Here is a 19,179-nt window from a genome sequence, read left to right on the forward strand (position 1 = left end):
AAAATAAAAGCGTCAGACCACAGCAGTCTGACGCTTCTTGATTTCTACGGGCGTAATCAGCGGAGGTTTTTACTCCTGGGGCTTGGTTTGGCCCTTGAGCTTTTTCAGAAACTCCCCGTAGGCTGGCCCGAACTCGGCAAACAGCGGCTCGCCGCGGTGGGCCAGCAGCACGTTGCCCAGCAGCTTTAAGCCCACGGCCAGGGTAGCCGCTTCCTCGGCCGGCAGAACATCGGCCTGCTGTATGCGCTCGATAATGGCAAACACATCGTCGTGGTTGGCGAAGGCCAGAGTTAGCGGCTCGTGGAGTGGCTGATCAGGCTGGCTGGCCTGCTGGTGTTCCAGGGTGAGCCGGTACTGATGCTGCTTTTTACTCATAGCGGAAGCAAAGGAGAGGGAAGATAGGAAAAGAGCCGGGCTGAAGCGTGCCTGATGCTGCCGGAGGCAGATTAGACGGCCGTGGCCAGCTTGCGCTGCTTTTTGTTGGCTTTGCGCAGGCGGTTCAGCCACAGGATGGTGCCGGTGATGGGGAAAGTAAAGCCCAGCACGCACACAATCAGGCTAATGACTTTAGATGGCCAACCCCAGATGGAACCCGTGTGCACCGGCTTAAACATGCCGCGTACGCGCTGGCCCAGGCTACGCTGCTCGTAGGTTTGCTGGCTTAGCACCTGGCCGGAGTACTGGTCGAGGTAGGTTTCGTCGGTAGCGTTTTCGTAGCTGGCATCGGGGCGCAGCGTCGCTACCCGGATGCTGCCTGTGGGGTCTTTGGGTAGTTGCAGGCTGTAAGAAACCGACGCAGGGGCCAGCTCGCGGGCGCGGGCCAGGGCCGCGTCGGGCGTAAGCCCAGGGGTAGCCGAAGCGGTAGGCGTCGCACTTGCTTCGGGAGTAGTAGTGGGGGTAGCAGCCGCGGCTCCCGGCACCACCGAAACCGGCGGCTCGGGACGCTGCATGGGCGAGTTGGTCACGGCGTAGATGCCCTTGTTAAACCACTCAAATGACCAGGCCAGACCTGTAAACGCAAACACGAACAGAAACAGGGCCGAGTAAAAGCCCAGCACAATGTGCAAATCGTGGTTGAGGCGCTTCCATCCCCCGCTCCACTTCACCTGCAGGCGCTGTTGCAAGGCCTTGCGCGTGGCGGGCCACCACAGCACAATGCCGGTGATGATGATGAACAGGAACATAACGGTGCACACGCCCACAATCAGCTTGCCGATGGGGCCACCCACCATGCCGCGGTGCAGGGCCATCATGGTGAAGAAGAAGGTTTCGCGGTAGTTCAGCTCGCCGGTTACAGCAGCGGTGTAAGGGTTCACGAACACCACCGGGCCCCGGCCGCCTTCGCCTCCGCCACCTTTGCCGCCCTTGCCCTCGGGTCCGCCTTTGCCGCCCCGCTCAGCGCGGCCACCCTCGGCGTGTTGTCCTGCCGCCTGCGGGCCTTTGCCGGCTTCCGAGCGGCTCTCGCCCCCACGCTGACCGCCTTCACCCCGGCCTTTGCCTTCGCCCTTCTGCTCACCGCCCGGCGCGCCAGCCAAGTTGAACTCTACGGTGCGGGTAGGGTCGGCGTACACTTTCATGCCCGTAATCTTCGCGTCGGCCTTATAGGCTTTTACGGCCGCCGTGAGGCGTTCCAGGGGTAGGGTCGGGGTAGCAGCGGGCGTCACGAAGTACCGCTCGGGGTGCCAGGCCTGCTCCAGTTCTTTTTCGAAGACCAGCACGCCGCCCGTGAGGCAGACCACGGCAATAACCAGCCCCGAAACCAGGCTGAGGTAGAGGTGAATGTTGCGGAAGAAGATTTTCATGGGGCTAAAATACAAGGCGGAACGTCGGGCGAAAACCCGAAAGGTGGCTAGTTGCAGCCAGCACCTTTCGGGTTTTCTCTTCACTCACTAGTTCTTCGGACAGGAAAGAGGTTTCCTTAACTTCCTGGCAAGGACGCTCTTAGAGGCGGTAGCCGAGCGTAGCCGCGAAGTTGCGCGGAGCAATGGGGTTCACGCTGTTGTCGTCGTGCATGTTGTAGCTCAGCTCGTTGAGCAGGTTAGCCAGCTTCACGCGCACCGAGAACCGGTCGTAGGTGTAGCCCAGCGAGGCATCCAGCTGCACGTAGTTCGGGATGGTGATGAACTGGTTGGCATCGGCGCCGGTGGCCCAGGGCTTGCCGTCGGCGGGGTTAACCAGGCGCGGGTTACGGCCGGCCAGCTTATCGCCTACGTAGTAAGTAGTTACGCCAGCCGTCAGGCCGCGCAGGAATCCGTTGTCGCCGAACGTGCTGCCGAAGTTATAGAACAGGCTAAGGTTGGCCGTATGGGCGGGGTTGTAGCGCAGGCGGCTGCCGTTTTCGTAGATGTTGCTGTTGGTGTAGGCGGTATGGTTGTAGCTGTAGCCGGCAATAAACGACAGCCCGAACATCGGCTTGCTCTGAATGTCTACCTCCACGCCCTTGCTCGTTACCTCGCCGGCCAGCTCCTGGGGGCTGGTGCTATACTGGGTAGTAAAGCGCGGGTCGTTGGGCAGTATGCTCTGGATCTGGTTGCTGTTGACGATGCGGTAGGCCGTTACGTTGGCCGACAGCGCCCCTTTGAATAAATCGTTCTTGATGCCTACCTCGTACTGGTCAATGATGGAAGGCGGCAGGGGCTGGCCGTTGAGGTCGACGGCGGTGTTGCTCTGGGGGGTAAAGGAGTTGGAGTACGAGGCGAACAGGGCCGTTGTCTTGATGGGCTGGTACACGACCCCCAGGCGGGGCGAGAAGGCATCATCGTAGCGCCGGTTGTTTACCAGCTGACCGGCCAGGGTGCCGTTTTTGTTGGTGCCCGAGCGGTTGGCGGCCGTGTTGTAGTAGTACTGGTCGCTGGGGGTTTCCTGGTAGCTCCAGCGGATGCCGGCCAGCACCTTTACTTTCTCCGAGAGGCTGAGCAGATCCTGGGCGTAGAAGCCGGCGCGGCGCGTGTTGCTCTGGGTAGAAAGGTTGCGTACCAGATCATTGAAGCCCCCAATACGCTCCTTGGGCTGGGCCACTACTTTGCTGCGGTCCAGAATGTTGATGGCGTCGTAGGCCGTGATATTGGTTCGGGAGTTGGTGGGCGAAGTCGGGCCCGAGTACGCCAGCGTGTTGGTCAGGTACTGATCCGCATCGGCGCCTACCAGCACAGTGTGCTCCAGCGCGCCGGTGCGGAACTTGCCCGTCAGGTCCAGCTGCGCCAGAAAGTAATTCTCGTTCGTGTCAGTGCGCTGCAGGCTGCGGGTCAGGTCGCCGTAAGTGGCGGCGGCGCCGCTGGCTACCGGGCGGCTGGCGCTGCGTAGCTCGTTGTTGTAGCGCTGGTAGCCGACTACCCCCCGGATCTGCCAGGTATCGTTCAGGCGGCTGGTGAGGGTAGCGGTAGTGCTGGTTTGCTGGGTGGCATTATTGGCGCCGGGCACGTTCAGGAAGCGGCTCCGCGACTCCGGAATCTGGTAGTTGATGCTGCCAATGCCGTAGTCGGGCGTGCGGTTGTCGCGCAGGTAGTCGCCTTCCACTACGAGGGTAGTTTTAGGGGTAAGGGTAAACAGCAGCGAGGGGTTCACGTACACCCGGTCCGACTTCACCTCGTCGCGGAAGCTGTTGCCCTGCTCGTAGGTGCCGTTCAGGCGGAAGGCCACGCTTTCGCTTTTGCCCACGGCCCCGTACACGTCTACCATGGGCTTCCAGAAGCCAAAGCTGCCCACGCGCAGGCCAACGGAGCCCCCGCGCTCAAACTGTGGCTTCTTGGTTACCAGGTTCAGCACGCCCCCCGCGGCCACGTTGCCGTACAGGATGGCGGCGCTGCCTTTCAGCACTTCCATGCGCTCCAGGGAGCTGGCTTCGGGCATTACGCCGTTGTTGAAGCGCACCCCATTCTTAAAAGTATTGTTGCTACCGTAGGCAAAACCCCGACTGCCCAGCTCTTCCTGCGTGCCGCCGGTGGTGCTGGTTACGTACAGGCCACTCACGTTCACCAGCGCGTCGGAGAGGCGCAGCACCTGCTGCTGCTCCAGCACCTGGCGCTCCACCGTCACGGCGCTTTGCGGCAAATCCAGGGAGGCTACCGGCAGCTTGCTGACGCTGGTAGGACGTTCGTTGAGGCTGCGGTTACCCGTTACAGTTACCTCATTCAGCTGCTGGTTGTTCTGCACTAGGGCAAAAGCCTGCAGGGTAGTGGTTTCGCCGCCCGTCACGGTTACCATCTGCTCCTGGGAAGTATAACCCAGGCTGCTGACTACCAGCTGGTAAGAGCCAGCCGGAGCCGAGAGGCGGAAGCTGCCGTCGGGACCCGTGGTGGTGCCGAAAGACGTGCCTTTCAGGGCCACAGTTACCCCCTCAACGGGCTGTCCTTTTTCATCCTTCACTACCCCGGCCAGGCGGCCCCGCTGCGCGTTGTCGTCTTCTCCGTGCTTTAGCGAAGCGGTAGCTCCACCGGTTGCCGTGGGAGTGGCAACAGCAGTGAGGGGAAGGGTAAGGAGCAGAAGCAGGGGTAGGGGTCGGGACATAAGGAAGAGCGAGGAGAGCTTGTTTAGATTGATTTAAAACAATGCAAAGCTCTGCTCTATTTAGATAGATTCAAAACAGTTCTTTAGAAAAATTCTACTCATGCAGTAACTGGCTTGTATAAGAGTGCCTTAGCTTATAGTAGCTGGCGTTTCTGGGTGTTGCAAAACTCAAAAAGCCCGGCTAGGGGCCGGGCTTCTGAACAGAAACAAAAACAGATATACCTCTACCTTCAGGCGCTAACCGCTGCTACCGAAGCCGTTGCAGGGGTAGGCAAAGCAAAGGCATCGGCCAGCAGCTCGTAGGAGCGAAGCCGGTCGTCGAAGTCATGGGTGATGGTAACGGCTACCACTTCCTCTACCTGATACTCGGCGGCCAAAGCCGTGAGTTCGGCCTTCACCTTATCGGGGGTGCCACTGATAATGCGCTGGTGATGATAGGCCAGGCGATGCAGCAAATCGGGCGATAAGCTCGCCACGTTTACTTTCTCCACCGCATCAATAGGGGAGTACTGGCCGGTTTCGAGCTTGAGCATTTGCAGGGCCAGGTTGTCGGCCAGGGCCTGGGCGTGGCCGGCCGTATCGGCACACACCACGAAGATGGCCACGTTGGCCTGCGGGGCCGTCAGCTCCGCGGAAGGCTTGAACCGGTCCCGGTAGAGCTTCATCAGTTTCGGCCCGCTGTTGGGGTTAATAAAGTGGGCAAACGAGAAGGCCGCGCCGGCTTCGGCAGCAAACAGCCCACTTTGGCCACTCGAGCTAAGCAGCCACAGCTCCGGCCGGGTGTCGGCGAAGGGCGAGGCTTTTACGGTAGCATGAATGGTGTCCTCCACTACCTCGTCGCGCAGGTAGGCCCGTAGGTCCATGAGCTGCTCGGCAAAATCCTCGTCGCTGAAGGTGTTGTGGGGGTTAAGGGCGTGGGCTGTAATGCGGTCGGAGCCCGGGGCACGGCCAATACCCAGGTCGATGCGGCCGGGGTAAAGGGTTTCGAGCAAACGGAAGTTCTCGGCCACCTTCAGGGCCGAGTAGTGGGGTAGCATCACCCCACCCGAGCCCAGCCGGATGCGCGAGGTTTCAGCCCCGAGTCGGGCCAGCAGCACTTCCGGTGCCGAGCCGGCCAGCGTATTGGTATTGTGGTGTTCCGACACCCAGAACCGGGTGAAGCCCCGCCGGTCGGCGAGGCGGGCCAGTTCCAGGGTATGTTGCAGTGCCTCCCGCGGGGTGCGCCCTACGGGCACCGGCGACTGGTCCAGCACGCTGAGGCGAATATTCAAAGGAGTTTCCATGGCAGAAGAGTAACAGCCTCTATAACCGCCCGGCCCTTGGTTGGTTTGGGCTGCAAAGGCGCACCGGCTACTCCGCGCGTTCCAGGGCCGCCACGTCGGAGGCGTTAAGCAGGGCTAGGTGGCGGGTAATTTTCTCGACCGGCCAGTCCCACCACGCCAGGCGGTTCAGGCGGGCAATGGTGTCTTCGTCGAAGCGGTAGCGGATCAGTTGGGCGGGGTTGCCGGCTACAACAGCGTAATCGGGTACGTCGCGGGTTACCACGGCCTTGGTGGCTACCACTGCCCCATTCCCGATACGCACGCCGGGCAGTATGGTGGCCTCGTGCCCGATCCATACATCATGGCCCACCACGGTATCCCCCTTCGACGGGTACTTGTCCCGGATGTCGAGGCCCGCCATCAGCTGCTCCCAGCCGCCCCCAAAAATGGCGAAGGGAAACGTGGAAAGGGGGGCTGTTTCGTGGTTGCCGCCGTTCATAATAAACTTCACGCCCGACGCCAGCGCGCAGAATTTCCCGATAATCAGTCGGTCGCCAATGAAGTCGAAATGGTAGAGTACATTCCGCTCAAAGTTGGCCGCGTCGTCCAGGTCGTCATAGTAGGTGTAGTCGCCAACGATAATGTTGGGCCGGGTAATGCTATTTTTCAGGAACACCAGCTTGCGGTGGTGGGGCAGGGGGTAGCGGGTGGTGGGGTCGGGGCCGTGCATGGGTAGGAAACGAAAAGCGGACTCAAAGGTAGGTGCGTTAGCGGTGCGCGCAGCGGCAGGAGTCGACCCGCTTCTCCGTGGGACCTCCTAGGGCCTTCACCAAGTCGTTTGCAAGATCCAAGTAACCGGTAGAAGTCCGCAAAAATTAGTGCGCTACCTTCGCGCCCACATGATACCAACGCTTACGCTCGCCCTGCTGTGTGTATTCGCCTTTCTGGCCGGCCTGATTGATGCCATTGTGGGCGGGGGCGGCCTGATTCAGCTACCCGCCATGCTGGTGCTGCTCAAAGACGCTGGCACGCCGGTTCCTACCATCCTGGGGACCGGCAAAGTATCGTCGCTGATGGGCACGGCCGCCGCCTTGCGGCGCTACGCGGGGCAGGTACCTATTCGGTGGCGGGCTGTGGGCACGGCGGCGGCCGTGGCGGGCTTGTTTTCGTTTCTGGGGGCGCGGGTGGTGAGCCTGCTGCCGCAGGAACTACTGCCGCCCCTGGTGCTGGGGCTGCTGGTGGTTATTGCCATCTATACCTTCTGGCGCAAGGATTTCGGTTCCATCCACGCCCCGCGCCTGCCCAAAAGCCGCGAGGCCTTGTATGGGGCGCTGGTTGGCTTAGTTATCGGGTTTTACGACGGCTTTTTCGGGCCAGGCACGGGCTCGTTTCTGCTGTTTGCCTTCGTGGGCCTGTTCGGCTACGACTTCATTACGGCCTCGGCTTCGGCTAAGCTCGTCAACGTGGCTACTAACCTGGCCGCTCTGGCCTACTTCGCCTACACCGGTCAGATTTTGTGGGGCGTGGCCCTGCCCATGGCCGTTAGCAACATCCTTGGCTCCACCCTTGGGGCCCACCTGGCCCTGCGCCACGGCACCGGCTTTGTGCGCACCCTGTTTCTGGTAGTGGTCGGCGCATTCATCATCAAGCTAAGCTTGCAGGTGTTTGAGGTCAGGTTTTGAACCTGTGAAGCTGTGAAGCGCATAAACTAGCTCGCTCAGTAAGGTGCTCAAGTAGGGGTGCCTTCCCAGAAGCTCTGCCCCGCAAACGCCAACAAGCCCGTACTCCACGCTGGAAATACGGGCTTAGTCTATAGAGCAGGGCTTTACGAAGCGAAGTTGATGTAGGCCGCCGGCCAATCAACTCACAAGCTTGCCGTTACTCCTGGTAGCGGCTGGGCAGGCCCGGGGCGGCGTTGCCTTGGGCTCCCTGGCCACTGGGCACGCCCATTTTCTCCTCCCGCTTGCGCTGATACTTATCGAACTGCTGGGGTGTGAGGGTTTCCTTAAGCATAGCCAGGCGCGACTGCCCGATATCGTCGACTACGGCGGCCATTTTGCGCATATCCTGGCGGTAAGTTTGGCGGGCGGTTTCTACCCCCCGCACGCTCACGAGGTTAATCTGGCGGACTTTCTCCACTTGCTGCGGGGTCAGGGCCAGGGCCTTCTGCATGTTGTCGGTGAGAGCATTGGCGCGGGCCTCCACCTGAGCTGGGTTCGGGGCAGCGGCCCGGACCGGGGTAGCGGCCGTAGCCGCGGGCTTGGGTTTGGGCTTGGCGGCCGTCTGGGCCAGCAGGGAGGCAGGGGCGCTCAGCAGCAGCGTGAGGAGCAGGGTAGTTTTCATGCGAAAGAAAAAGCCAAAAGCGGCGGTAGAGGAAGTGGATTCGAGCATCCGCGGCTTTCTAGCTGTAAAGATGATGCCAGAAGTGCAATCTGCCACCGGTAACGCAGAAACGAGCCGGAGTATTCCCCCACCCTAAGAAAATCTGCCCGGAGCGGCACGCAACCTTTCCGGGGCATTTGCATACACCATCTATCCGGCCGCATTTGGCGCCCTCGTGCTACTGTAGATACTCCTATGAAACCACAAACCCGAACTACCTGGCTGGCTGCGGCCGGCACCCTTGGCCTGCTGGCCGCTACGCTTTACTCTAACCGCCGCGGTAGCTACGAGTTGGCGGGCCGGGTAATACTCATAACGGGCGGCTCCCGCGGCCTGGGACTTATCCTGGCCCGCCAAGCTGTGGCGGAGGGCGCCAGGGTCGCTATCTGCGCCCGCGACGCCGATGAGCTGGAGCGCGCCCGCCAAGAATTAACTCAGAGCGGGGCCGAGGTGCTGGCTCTGGTCCGCAACCTGACCAATGCTGAGGAAGTGGAAACTCTGGTGGCGGAGGTGCAGCACCAACTAGGGGCCATCGACGTGCTGGTGAACAACGCCGGCATCATTACGGCCGGCCCCCTGGATAATATTGAGCTGCGCGACTATCAGGAATCGATGGATACGCACTTCTGGGCCCCGCTTCACGCCATGCGGGCTGTGCTGCCCAGCATGCGCCGCCGGGGAGAAGGCCGCATCGTGAATATTGCCTCGGTAGGAGGCAAGGTGCCCGTGCCCCACCTGGCCCCGTACTGCGCCAGCAAGTTTGCCCTAGTGGGCCTCTCAGAAAGCTACCGCGCCGAGCTGTTGCAGTATGGTATTCAGGTAACCACCGTTTGCCCCGGCCTGCTGCGCACCGGCAGCGCCCGGCACGCCATCGTCAAAGGCCAGCACAAAAAGGAATACGCCGCCTTCATCATTGCCGACTCCCTACCCATGCTTTCCATGGATGCCGACCGCGCCGGCCGCGAAATCTGGAACGCCTGCCGCCGCGGCGACGCCGAAGTGATTCTGAGCGTGCCGGCCAAAGTGCTTTCCACTCTGCACGGCCTGTTTCCCGGCACTACCGCCAATGTGCTGAGCTGGGTGAACCGCACCCTGCCCGGCCCCGGCGGCCCCCTCGGCGACGAGCGGCGCCGGGGCTACGAAAGCGAATCGGAAGTTAGCCGCTCCTGGCTCACGGCCCTAACCCGCAAAGCCGAGCGGCAGAACAACGAGCGGTAAAGGCCATTGCTTGCTGGTGCTGAGCCGACGGGTCATCCCGAGCCGCAGGACCGCTACGGAAAAAGTCGTCTGGAAAATGACTGGAACGTCATGCCAAGCGCCGCCGAGGAATCTCCCTTGAATCGTGTTGAAGTAGCACTGCAACGTCAGCACGCAAGATTCCTCGGCGGCGCTCGGAATGACGTTCCTTATTTGCTAGGAATCATAGACAGTCTCTACGGTACCATTGCTCGATTAGCCAACCAGGTGTAGAGGTCCTGTGTCCAAGCTCAGGCTGGCCTAGTATGGGTAACAGGGCGTTTTGCGTATCATTGCCACCAGCAACTGGTAACCTGCAACTCCTTTGTCCTACCCCGTTCACCTCACGTTAGGGCCGCTCACGCTACCTATCCATCTGCTGCTGGAGGTGCTGGCGTATTCCGTGGGCTACCGCTTCTACCAGCACCTCCGGACCCGCTTCCCCGACCCGATTTCCGACGAAAACCGCCTCTGGATTTTCATGGGCTGCGCGGCCGGAGCCCTGCTCGGCTCCCGCATGTTGGGCCTGTTGGAGCACCCGGAACTGCTGCGGCACCCGCCTGGCGGCTGGCTGTACTACTTCACCAACAAAACCATCGTTGGGGGCCTGCTGGGTGGCCTGGTAGGGGTAGAGCTGACCAAAAAGCGCCTCGGCGTGACAACCTCCAGCGGCGACCTGATGGTGTACCCCATCCTGCTGGCCCTGTGCATCGGCCGGCTGGGCTGCCACCTCTCGGGCCTCGAAGACGGCACCTACGGCACGGCCACTACCTTGCCCTGGGGCTTCAACTTCGGCGACGGGGTAGCGCGCCACCCCACCAACCTCTATGAAATTGGCTGGCTGCTGCTCACGGCGGCCGGCTTATGGCTGGCCGAGCAACGCGGGCCACTCCCGAACGGTTGGCGCTTCCGGTTTTTCCTGGCGGGCTACCTGCTGTTCCGGCTGCTGGTGGAGTTCCTAAAGCCCACGGCCGCCCCGGCCGGCTGGGGCCTCACCGCTATTCAATGGGCCTGCGTGGCGGGGCTGGGGTACTATGGGTGGTTGTTTGGGCGAGGAAGTGCCCAAAAGCAGTTAATTGAATCTTAATTTATGGAACACAACAGCCATTTGAGATACAGCGGCTTAGCTACTGTGCGTAGGTCTTACATGACAGAGTTTATTGTCGAGTGCCCGAAGTGTCGGTCTGCAGCGTTTGTGACCTGTGACAATCCTTATTCTTATTGCAACGGAAAATTAGCCTGTGCTAATTGCTCGCATGTGGAGCATGCTGAATCCTTAATTCGATACCGAGTTCTAATTAAGAAGTACTGTAATAACTGTGGATCAACAATTGATTATACTGCTCCTGAGTTAAAAGAGAGGATAAATAAAATTAATATTAAGTGTCCTGCTTGCAGCGCCTTGCAGGAATTACAACCTCGCAATGAGCAGTATCAAATTCAATACAAAAGCACTAGTAAAGTAAATGACCCTATTTTTAGTTTACCCTTATGGCTACAGACAGAGGTAAAAGGAAACCTGCTATGGGCGTACAATAGGCGACACCTTCAAGATATTAAGGAGTATGTTGAATCGAAACTAAGAGAGCGGCAAACAACAAGGTACACAACGATGGTAGAGCGTTTACCCACCTTTATAAAAGTGGCTAAAAACCGTAGCGCTATCCTCAAAGTAGTTGAAAGACTAATTAATAAATAGTTTCTGATTGCTTCTCATTAATATCACTCATGCCCGAACGGCCCTATACCTACTACGATTTCACCCTGAGTCTGTGTCCGCACTGCCTGCGGCGGGTAGAAGCCAAAATTGTCTTTGAAGATGGCGGTGTGTACATGCTCAAGCGCTGCCCCAGCCACGGCCGCCAGAAGGTGCTCATTGCTACCGACATTGAGTACTACAAAAGCATCCGCAACTACGTGAAGCCCAGCGAAACGCCGCGCCGCTTCAACACTGCTACCCACTACGGCTGCCCCTACGACTGCGGCTTGTGTGCCGACCACGAGCAGCACAGCTGCCTCACCGTCATCGAAATAACCGACCGCTGCAACCTGACCTGCCCTACCTGCTACGCCGAAAGCAGCCCCCTGCACGGCCGGCACCGCACCCTGGACGAGGTAGAAGCCATGGTGGACGTGCTGGTGGAAAACGAAGGCGAGCCCGACGTGGTGCAAATTTCCGGTGGGGAGCCCACCCTGCACCCGCAGTTCTGGGAGATTCTGGACATGTGCAAGCGCAAGCCCATCAAGCACCTGATGGTGAACACCAACGGCGTGCGCCTGGCCAAGGACGAGGCCTTCGTGGCCCGGCTGGCTACCTACGAAGGCGCGTTTGAGGTGTACCTGCAGTTTGATTCCTTCAAGAAGGAAGCCCTGGAAAGTCTGCGCGGGCGCGACCTGCGCGAGGTGCGCCGCCAAGCCCTAGACCACCTCAACAAATACAACCTCAGCACCACCCTGGTCGTGACCCTGCAAAAAGGACTCAACGACGACGAAATGGGCCAGATCATCGACTACGCCTTGCAGCAGCGCTGCGTGCGCGGCGTCACGTTCCAGCCTACCCAGGCAGCCGGCCGCCTCCAGAACTTCGACCCCGCCACCGACCGCCTCACCCTCACCGAAACCCGCCAGCGCATCATCGAGCAAAGCCCCGTCTTTACCGCCGAAGATCTACTGCCCGTGCCCTGCAACCCCGACGCGCTGGTGATGGGCTACGCCCTGAAGCTGGGCGGCGAAGTGTTTCCGCTCACGCGCTACGTGCAGCCCGCCGAGCTGCTCCAGAGCAGCGGCAACACCATTGTGTACGAGCACGACCCACGCCTACGCCAGCACCTGCTGCGCCTGTTCAGCACGGCCAACACTGTGGATACCATCACGCCCGAGCTCAACCAGCTCCTATGTTGCCTACCCTCCATCCAAGCCCCCAACCTCCGCTACGAAAACCTGTTCCGAGTCATCATCCTGCAGTTTATGGATGCCTGGAACTTTGATGTGCGCGCCATCAAGAAGTCCTGCGTGCATATCGTGAGCAAGGATTTGAAGATTATTCCTTTCGAAACCATGAACCTGCTGTACCGCGACGAAGAAAAACTGGCCCGCCTGCAGCAGCTGCGCGATATTCCGGTTCTCTAACCCCTGCTGATGGAAACGCCCGAATCACCGAAACCACCCGAAAAATCCACCAGTGACCTGTTGGCCCAGGTAGTAGTAGCAAATTTTGCCGCGCTGCTGGTCCTGGGCGGGCTTGGCGGCTTTATCGGAATGCTGGCCCTGCCGGTGCTAAACCTGGTAATCGGGGTAGCGCTCCTGTTCACCGCGCACCGCAAGTTGGGCAAAGTAATACTACTATCGGGGCTGGTAGTGGGTCTGCTGGGGCTGGGCACCTGTGCCCTCATCCTCAGTAATTTGCGTGTCAATCATTAAGCCCTGCGCTTGAGGAGTCCCGCCCAAATCAACGCCAACTTTCCCTGCCGTGGCGTATACTAAATAGTGGCTGTTACTACCTTTACTCACTGTCGCCGAGAGGAGTTGATGGGGTAGTTGCTGGAATGCAGAAAACAGATTGGAGCATAAGCCGCAGCCAGATGACAAGCCTCGCCTACAAGGCTGGAACGCAGGGGGTTGAGGTGTTCCGCTGTCAGTTTCCATAGAAAAGCAAAGCGCCCTACTGGACAGGTAGGGCGCTTTGTGTTTGAATGCTGGAAGCGGGGAACTGGCTTAGCGCGAAAATACCGAAGTGTAAGTGCTAGTACCTTGGTCGCTGGCCTGAGTTAGCTTTATGCGCAGGGTGGTGCTGGTTAGCTCCTGAACAGCATAGTGGCGGGTTACTTCTGATTGAGTTACCGTTAGTGAGTCGCCGGCCAGCGTCCAGGTGCCGGAAAGTTGCTGCGGCGCTTCGGGGTAGGCTTTTACAGCAGCTTCATCGAGCGTATAAGCACCACCAGTTTGGAAAAGGTGCAGATTGTCGCGCTGGGCGGCTTTCATCCGCGGGAACAAGTCCACGGCAGGAGTTGCATCGGTACCGGACGTAGCGGTGGCCAGCGTTAGGCTGGTTAAATGCCAAGGGCCTGCAGCTAACAACGCCGGTTTCGATTGAACAGTTGTAGCGGCAGCTGCCACTTCCTGGGCGGGATCCTTAATCTCCTCAATCTCTTTCTCACAAGAGGCAAACACGAGGGTGCTAGCCAGCAGGCTCAGGAATACGGGCAGTTTCTTCATGAAAACGGGTTTTGGTGATTGTGCAACAACACGCTTCGAGGCGTAGTAGATTTGCGGCATATGCCTCACTTTTTACGTCCAACTTCTCAACGGCATGACTCCCTGTTGGCTGCCGTTGCTACAAAGCTAGGTAATTATAACTAATGATGGTTCAGGCACTTGGTGAATTTAGTCATTTCGTGCTACATAGTGGCCTTATGATGCAATATTGTGTGCATTTTCTTATTAATTTGACGTTAATATCTGGGAAAAATAAAAACAGCCGACTATAATTCAATCGGCTGTTTGTGATAAAAAATAGGATTATTCTAGATACTAGTCAGCTGCTTGGCAGTGCGGGCACGTGTAGGTAGCTCGGCCACCAACATACGATTTTGCAATTTCTGTATCGGAATGGCGTGGGCAGAACCGATGCTGGTCGGTGCCGGGTGTCGCGGAATCGTCCCATTCCCGGGCATGGATCAGAAAACTGGCCGGAAAATCCCGATACGTAGCCTCATGCCCGATTGCGGTGTGCAACACCAGCTGAATAGCGGTGTGCAAATCTTCAAATTCTCTAGTTGAGAGAGTTTGCGCTACCCGCTCGGGATGAATCCGGGCCTGAAAAAGCACTTCGTCCACAATCCAATTGCCTAGCCCCGCCGTGATGCTTTGGTCAAGCAGCAAAGGTTTTAGGATAGTTTTACGCTTGCTGAGCTTGTGCTGCAGTTGTTCGGCGGTAATGTCCAGAGCATCAGGGCCTAGCTTCTTGGCTTGCCGGTACTGCTCCACACTCTCTGCTAACCGGATGCGGCCAAACTTGCGCGGATCAACGAAGGCCACCCGCAGCCCGGATGAGAGATGGAGCGCCACGCGGGTGAAGCGCGGCGCATCCGGCCCGTCGCGGTAAGCACCCACGTCGCCGGTCATGCCGAAGTGCCACACCAGTACCTGCCCACTGTCTAACTGCAGAAAGCAGTTCTTGCCCAGCCGGCTAGTACCTGTGATGGTGCGTCCCACCAGAGCCTGGCGCAGCACATCCTCCTCCACGGCCAGTACGTGGGCATCCTGTACTTCCAGGGCCGTAATGGTTTGGTCAAGAAGCACTTCGTTTAGAAAGCGGCGGTAGGTTTCAACTTCCGGTAGTTCGGGCATGAGTCTGCTATAAAAGGTGGAAAGAGCTTACTGCGCTCCGGCAGCAGCTACTACCCCTAACAAGCGCGACACTATCCTCCGTTCCTGGTCTGCCTTCTGCTTCTAGACCGCAGCCGCTTAGTAGGCAGTGCCCGGCGGTTGCCGAGCTAGAAGTGCAGCTGTCCTTCCACTACTACCACGCCCGTGCCGCTAATCTGCACGGCCTCAATGGCTTCCCGTGGGCCGTATACCTGCACGGCTACTGTGCCCGGGCGGCCCAACCAGTGGCCCTGCTCCGCTATAAACTGTGGGCTAGGCAGGTAGCCATAGTGCCATAGGTAGGCCGCCATGCCTCCGGTGGCCGAGCCAGTTACAGGGTCTTCCAGCACGTCGGGCGGGGTGCAGAGGTGGCGGGCAAAGGTGGTGCCGGCTGGGGTAGCGCCTTCCAGGCAAAACAGGTGGGAACTGAAAAAATTGGTGCGGCGGCGGTAGGCCTCCAAGGCGGCAGGGTCGGGTAGGTAGGCCCGGCGTAGGGTAGCAGCATCACGCAGCAGCACCATCAGCTGGGGCGTGCCCGTACTTACCGTCTGAATCACTGAGCCTTCTACTATATCGGCGGGCGAAAGACCGAATAAAGGCAGCACAGTCTCGGCCTCGTGTATCTGCCCAAATACGGGGCGGCGCTGGGTCATCCGCACTTGCGCCGGCGCCGTGGGGGTAGTAGATGGCTCTACCTCAATCAGGAGGGGGCCGTGCAGCAATTCCAGGTGCAGGCGGGTTGTTTCGGTGGTGGGGCGGGCCAGGCGCCCGGTGTGCAGCAGGGCCGTGATGGTCGCAATGGTAGGATGGCCCGCCAGCGGAATCTCTTCGCTGGGAGTAAAATAGCGCACCCCGAACTCGGCCACCGCGGAACGCCGCACAAAAGCCGTTTCCGATTGGTTGAACTCCCGCGCCAGGCGCTGCATGGCCTCGTCGGTGAGGTCGTCGGCGTCGAGCACCACGGCGCAAGGGTTGCCGCCCAGGGCAGTTTCGGTAAAGGCGTCTACCAGTAGAAAGGGGTAAGTAGGCATAGCGGGGCAAAACAGGAGTGAGGGCCTAAAGGTAGGGCTGATTAACCAGGCCGGGCGCGGCGGGGAGGCGTTATCCCCTCCAGCCGTCTGGTCTGGCCCGGGCAGCCACCCAGCGTCAGGCTCAGTTCTCGCACTACGGCGCCCCTTAAACAACCAGAGCCAGCTTCCCGAAGAAAGCTGGCTCTGATTGTTGGTTGCCCGAGAGGTTAGTGCTAGCCTGCGGCTTACGACGGATCAGAAAGCATAGCTACCTGGCGGCCATTCGTGTCATAAATGCCGCCGGTACGGCTTATATACAGGCGGCGCTGCTGCCCATCGACCAGTACGTAGGGATAGGCAGTGCTTTCCGAGCGGGTAAGGCGGCCCACCACCTGGGCGGTGCGGTCTGCCCGGTCTACCCGCACCACGCTGAGGCGGTTGGTGAGGTAGTAGGGTTCGTCGGGATTGTCGCGGAAGGTAATCTTGCCCAGCACGCTAACGGCGCTGTTGGTCGTTGCTACTGTGCGCACAGGCGCCGTGGCGCGGTCAGCCAGTACGGCGGGGGTAGCCGACGGAGCAGCCACGCGGGTGCTGGCCACAATCTGCTGGTTGGCCCGCTGCCAGCCTTCGCCGATAGCCGTGAGGCGAGTGCGGCGGCCGGGGTGGGTAGGAGAAGCTTCATCGTCGGAAACAACGGCCATACCGGCCTGGGCCTGAGCCAGGCTGGCGCCCATCTTGCGCAGCACAAAGCCCGAAAACTCGTCGGCCTCCAACTCATCGGCCGGGTTGGAGCCCCCGGCGCGCAGGGTGTGGCCGTTGAGGTGGTGACCCATTTCGTGAGCCAGAATGCTGATGCCAGCCCAATCGGTGCGGCCGGCGCGGTTCACGGCTGCCACAAACTGCGGGTTGTATAGCAGGTAACGCTTGCCGCCGTACACCACGGCCGCGGCGTTCTGCACTTCGGTGGTAGCGCGCAACTCGAAGCGGGGCTTCAGGCCTACTACATCTGTTATTTCACGTAGCACGTCGCGCTGGCCAGTAGTGGATTGCGCTGCTACGGAGCCGGTAAGCAGGAGCCACCCGGCAAGCACCAAGCCTGCGAAGCAGCGGAAGAAGCGAGGGTGGTTCATGAAAAAATCCTGTTAAGTGTAGTGGTTGAAAGACAAGAACCTTGCCGAAAATTACGGAACAAACCCCAGGAACTAAATGCGTACAGGCAGAGTTTGGAGCCCGTGTTTCTATATTTGCATTCCCAATTAAACCCGCCAGTTGTTAGGTGAAAAAGCGGAAGGAGAAGGCGGAATATCTACTGAGGTTCATGAAAAAAACACAATTGATCCGACATTGGTTCATCCGGACGGGTGCTGGAGCGTTGGCACTGCTGGCAACAACTACCGGCTCCGCACTGGCGCAGGAAGCCTGTTTGCTAGAACCCCTGCCACTTCGTCAGCGGGTGGCCGCCGCCAGCCTGATTGTGGAAGCCCGGGTAGCCGCTACCCGCAGCCTCGACGAGGGCGCCCACATCGTAACGCTCAACGAGTTGGAAGTCTTTAAAGTATTTCGCGGCTCTTTTTCTTCCGGCCAGAATCTGACCTTGCGCACGGCTGGGGGCACCGTGGCGCTACGTCGGGAGGACGTAACCAACTCGCCCCAGCTAACTGTAGGGCAGCAGGGCGTATTCCTGCTGGAGCCCGAACCCGGACAAGCCGGCAGCTACCGCCTCTACGCTGGTCCCCAGGGCCTGATCAGCTACGACTTGCGGCTGGCAACGGCAGCTGAGCCGTTTGGGCACTACGCTTCCATTACCGAGGAACTGTATCCTGCCTTGGAAGCGCAAACCGGGCAGGCGTTTCGCCCCGTACGCACTAACGCTCCGCTACAAGCCCGCCTCAACCAAGCCGCCCGGCCCGGGGCGGCCCCGCAAATCAGCGGCCTGAACCCGGCTACCATCACGGCCGGCACGGGCAGCGTCCTGACGATTACCGGCACGGGCTTTGGCACTACGCAAGGCAGCGGCACCGTAGGATTTCGCAACGGCAACAACGGCGGGCAGTCGTTCGTGTCGCCGCTGGCTTCGGACTACGTAAGCTGGTCCGACACAGAAATCAAGGTACGGGTCCCGTCGGCTACCGTCGGGAATGCGGGGCCGGCGGGCTCGGGTGCTGTGCTGGTTACCAACGGTACCTCCGAAAGCGCCTTGAGTGTAGACAACCTCACGGTAGACTACGCCCTGAGCAATGTCAGCTACCAGGCCGACGCCAACTCGCCCCTGAATGCCTACCGCGTAGCCCTGGTCGGCACCGATCAGCAAGGGGGTTACACCTTGCACTACAACCAGCGGTTTGCGGCCAACACTGCCGCTAAAGCCGCCTTTGAGCGCGCCCTGCTAACCTGGCGCAACGGGGTAGGAGCCAACCGCAAAGTGGCCGCCGCTACCACGGCCATCAACGTCGAAAACCGCCAGGATAACGTCAATGTAGTCAGCTTCGACGACGTGAATGAGTTGCCTGCCGGCGTGCTCGGCGTTACCTACTCCTATTATACAGGCTGTTTCAGCGGCGGCACTATCAACTGGGTGCTCAGCGGCACAGACTACATCTACGACGAGGAACGGAACTGGCAGTTTACTACAGCTGACCCTACCGGCAGCCAAATTGATTTTGAAAGTGTGGTGCTGCACGAGCAGGGGCACGGTATTCAGCTCGGCCACATTATCAAGCCGGGCGCCGTGATGCACTACGCTATTGGTCCCAATACCAAAAACCGGGTGCTCAGTGCAGGTAGCGACGTAGCCGGCGGCAACGCCGAAATCAACTACAGCCTGACGGCTTCCAACTGCGCCCAAGGAGCGTACTCCCGCCTGGCCCCCGTGCCCCTGCCGGTTACGCTGGTAGGCTTCGGGGCCGAAGTAATGGCGGGCGGCGTACAGCTGCGCTGGCGGACGAGTACGGAGCTGGAAAGCCGCTTCTTTGCCGTGGAGGCAACCGACAACCCGGCGGCTACGGCCTGGACCGAGCTAACCCAGGTACCTGCCGCCGGCACCACTACCACCCCCCGTAGCTACGCCTTCCTGGATGACCGTCCTCTGACGACCCTGCGCTATTACCGCTTGCGCCAGCAGGACCTGGACGGCACCGTGCACTACTCCGGAGTACTTACGGCTACGCCCGCTGTAGGCACGCAGGTAGTAGCCTACCCGAACCCCTTTACCACCGACATTCAGGTGGTGCTGCCCGCTGCGGCCACCGCTACGCTGCGGCTGCTCGACCTCACGGGCCGTAGCGTATACGCGCAGGCTGTACCCGCCGCGCAAACCTTTCTGACCCTGACCCCGCCCGAGCTGCGGCCCGGTGTGTATGTATTGGAGTGGCAAAGTGCCGGGCAGGTGCAGCGCACCCGCCTGGTAAAGCGCTAGC

16 protein-coding genes are annotated in these 19,179 nt (G+C 59.9%); 6 read left to right on the forward strand and 10 right to left on the reverse strand.

What is annotated here, in order from left to right:
• Positions 1-69: 69 nt before the first annotated feature.
• The 5 genes from K3G63_RS02025 to K3G63_RS02045 form a co-directional block, all read right to left on the reverse strand.
• Complete coding sequence (locus tag K3G63_RS02025) at positions 70-375, reverse strand: DUF3861 domain-containing protein (RefSeq protein WP_220612424.1); 306 nt, start codon at positions 373-375, stop codon at positions 70-72.
• A gap of 71 nt (positions 376-446) precedes the next feature.
• Entirely contained in the window at positions 447-1,802 is a 1,356-nt protein-coding gene (locus K3G63_RS02030) for a PepSY domain-containing protein (RefSeq protein WP_220612425.1), read from the reverse strand.
• Positions 1,803-1,941: 139 nt separating this feature from the next.
• Positions 1,942-4,506, reverse strand: a complete 2,565-nt coding sequence (locus K3G63_RS02035; RefSeq protein ID WP_220612426.1) for a TonB-dependent receptor — start codon at positions 4,504-4,506, stop codon at positions 1,942-1,944.
• Positions 4,507-4,736: 230 nt separating this feature from the next.
• Positions 4,737-5,789: an LLM class flavin-dependent oxidoreductase gene (locus K3G63_RS02040; protein ID WP_220612427.1), complete on the reverse strand. Its 1,053-nt coding sequence runs from the start codon at positions 5,787-5,789 to the stop codon at positions 4,737-4,739.
• Between the two features lie 67 nt (positions 5,790-5,856).
• Positions 5,857-6,498, reverse strand: a complete 642-nt coding sequence (locus tag K3G63_RS02045) for a CatB-related O-acetyltransferase (protein WP_220612428.1) — start codon at positions 6,496-6,498, stop codon at positions 5,857-5,859.
• A 169-nt stretch (positions 6,499-6,667) separates the two neighbouring features.
• Here K3G63_RS02045 and K3G63_RS02050 point away from each other — a divergent pair, with 169 nt between their 5' ends.
• Positions 6,668-7,450 (forward strand): TSUP family transporter, encoded by a 783-nt coding sequence (locus tag K3G63_RS02050; RefSeq protein WP_220612429.1) that lies wholly within the window; start codon positions 6,668-6,670, stop codon positions 7,448-7,450.
• Positions 7,451-7,646: 196 nt separating this feature from the next.
• Here the strand turns inward: K3G63_RS02050 and K3G63_RS02055 are convergent, their stop codons facing one another.
• A complete protein-coding gene (locus tag K3G63_RS02055) occupies positions 7,647-8,111 on the reverse strand; it encodes a hypothetical protein (protein ID WP_220612430.1) in 465 nt (154 codons plus the stop codon).
• A 234-nt stretch (positions 8,112-8,345) separates the two neighbouring features.
• On the opposite strand from K3G63_RS02055, the gene K3G63_RS02060 reads away from it, so the two are divergent.
• The 4 genes from K3G63_RS02060 (at position 8,346) to K3G63_RS02075 (ending at position 12,806) form a co-directional block, all read left to right on the forward strand.
• Positions 8,346-9,368, forward strand: a complete 1,023-nt coding sequence (locus K3G63_RS02060) for an SDR family oxidoreductase (protein ID WP_220612431.1) — start codon at positions 8,346-8,348, stop codon at positions 9,366-9,368.
• A 343-nt stretch (positions 9,369-9,711) separates the two neighbouring features.
• The gene (locus tag K3G63_RS02065; RefSeq protein WP_220612432.1) at positions 9,712-10,473 is read left to right on the forward strand and encodes a prolipoprotein diacylglyceryl transferase; all 762 of its coding nucleotides are present in this window, start codon (positions 9,712-9,714) and stop codon (positions 10,471-10,473) included.
• 641 nt (positions 10,474-11,114) lie between these two features.
• A complete protein-coding gene (locus K3G63_RS02070; RefSeq protein WP_220612433.1) occupies positions 11,115-12,515 on the forward strand; it encodes a radical SAM protein in 1,401 nt (466 codons plus the stop codon).
• A 9-nt stretch (positions 12,516-12,524) separates the two neighbouring features.
• Positions 12,525-12,806, forward strand: coding sequence for a hypothetical protein (locus K3G63_RS02075; protein WP_220612434.1), 282 nt, complete (start codon positions 12,525-12,527; stop codon positions 12,804-12,806).
• Between the two features lie 294 nt (positions 12,807-13,100).
• On the opposite strand, the gene K3G63_RS02080 is transcribed toward K3G63_RS02075, so the two are convergent.
• The 4 genes from K3G63_RS02080 to K3G63_RS02095 form a co-directional block, all read right to left on the reverse strand.
• Positions 13,101-13,601: a DUF5004 domain-containing protein gene (locus tag K3G63_RS02080; protein ID WP_220612435.1), complete on the reverse strand. Its 501-nt coding sequence runs from the start codon at positions 13,599-13,601 to the stop codon at positions 13,101-13,103.
• A 315-nt stretch (positions 13,602-13,916) separates the two neighbouring features.
• A complete protein-coding gene (mutM, locus tag K3G63_RS02085; protein ID WP_220612436.1) occupies positions 13,917-14,735 on the reverse strand; it encodes a DNA-formamidopyrimidine glycosylase in 819 nt (272 codons plus the stop codon).
• Between the two features lie 146 nt (positions 14,736-14,881).
• Entirely contained in the window at positions 14,882-15,784 is a 903-nt protein-coding gene (locus tag K3G63_RS02090; protein WP_220612437.1) for a PhzF family phenazine biosynthesis protein, read from the reverse strand.
• A 224-nt stretch (positions 15,785-16,008) separates the two neighbouring features.
• Positions 16,009-16,893, reverse strand: a complete 885-nt coding sequence (locus K3G63_RS02095; protein ID WP_220612438.1) for a membrane-binding protein — start codon at positions 16,891-16,893, stop codon at positions 16,009-16,011.
• Between the two features lie 188 nt (positions 16,894-17,081).
• Between K3G63_RS02095 and K3G63_RS02100 the strand changes: the two genes are divergently transcribed.
• Positions 17,082-19,178 (forward strand): T9SS type A sorting domain-containing protein, encoded by a 2,097-nt coding sequence (locus tag K3G63_RS02100; RefSeq protein WP_220612439.1) that lies wholly within the window; start codon positions 17,082-17,084, stop codon positions 19,176-19,178.
• Position 19,179: the final 1 nt, after the last annotated feature.

Origin of the sequence: Hymenobacter sp. HSC-4F20 (assembly GCF_019599275.1) — a bacterium.
Classification (GTDB): domain Bacteria; phylum Bacteroidota; class Bacteroidia; order Cytophagales; family Hymenobacteraceae; genus Hymenobacter.

Coding starts and splice junctions, on each gene's coding strand:
- K3G63_RS02025 (WP_220612424.1), bottom strand. CDS start 375: ATGAGTAAAAAGCAGCATCAGTACCGGCTCACCCTGGAACACCAGCAG.
- K3G63_RS02030 (WP_220612425.1), bottom strand. CDS start 1,802: ATGAAAATCTTCTTCCGCAACATTCACCTCTACCTCAGCCTGGTTTCG.
- K3G63_RS02035 (WP_220612426.1), bottom strand. CDS start 4,506: ATGTCCCGACCCCTACCCCTGCTTCTGCTCCTTACCCTTCCCCTCACT.
- K3G63_RS02040 (WP_220612427.1), bottom strand. CDS start 5,789: ATGGAAACTCCTTTGAATATTCGCCTCAGCGTGCTGGACCAGTCGCCG.
- K3G63_RS02045 (WP_220612428.1), bottom strand. CDS start 6,498: ATGCACGGCCCCGACCCCACCACCCGCTACCCCCTGCCCCACCACCGC.
- K3G63_RS02050 (WP_220612429.1), top strand. CDS start 6,668: ATGATACCAACGCTTACGCTCGCCCTGCTGTGTGTATTCGCCTTTCTG.
- K3G63_RS02055 (WP_220612430.1), bottom strand. CDS start 8,111: ATGAAAACTACCCTGCTCCTCACGCTGCTGCTGAGCGCCCCTGCCTCC.
- K3G63_RS02060 (WP_220612431.1), top strand. CDS start 8,346: ATGAAACCACAAACCCGAACTACCTGGCTGGCTGCGGCCGGCACCCTT.
- K3G63_RS02070 (WP_220612433.1), top strand. CDS start 11,115: ATGCCCGAACGGCCCTATACCTACTACGATTTCACCCTGAGTCTGTGT.
- K3G63_RS02075 (WP_220612434.1), top strand. CDS start 12,525: ATGGAAACGCCCGAATCACCGAAACCACCCGAAAAATCCACCAGTGAC.
- K3G63_RS02080 (WP_220612435.1), bottom strand. CDS start 13,601: ATGAAGAAACTGCCCGTATTCCTGAGCCTGCTGGCTAGCACCCTCGTG.
- mutM (WP_220612436.1), bottom strand. CDS start 14,735: ATGCCCGAACTACCGGAAGTTGAAACCTACCGCCGCTTTCTAAACGAA.
- K3G63_RS02090 (WP_220612437.1), bottom strand. CDS start 15,784: ATGCCTACTTACCCCTTTCTACTGGTAGACGCCTTTACCGAAACTGCC.
- K3G63_RS02095 (WP_220612438.1), bottom strand. CDS start 16,893: ATGAACCACCCTCGCTTCTTCCGCTGCTTCGCAGGCTTGGTGCTTGCC.
- K3G63_RS02100 (WP_220612439.1), top strand. CDS start 17,082: ATGAAAAAAACACAATTGATCCGACATTGGTTCATCCGGACGGGTGCT.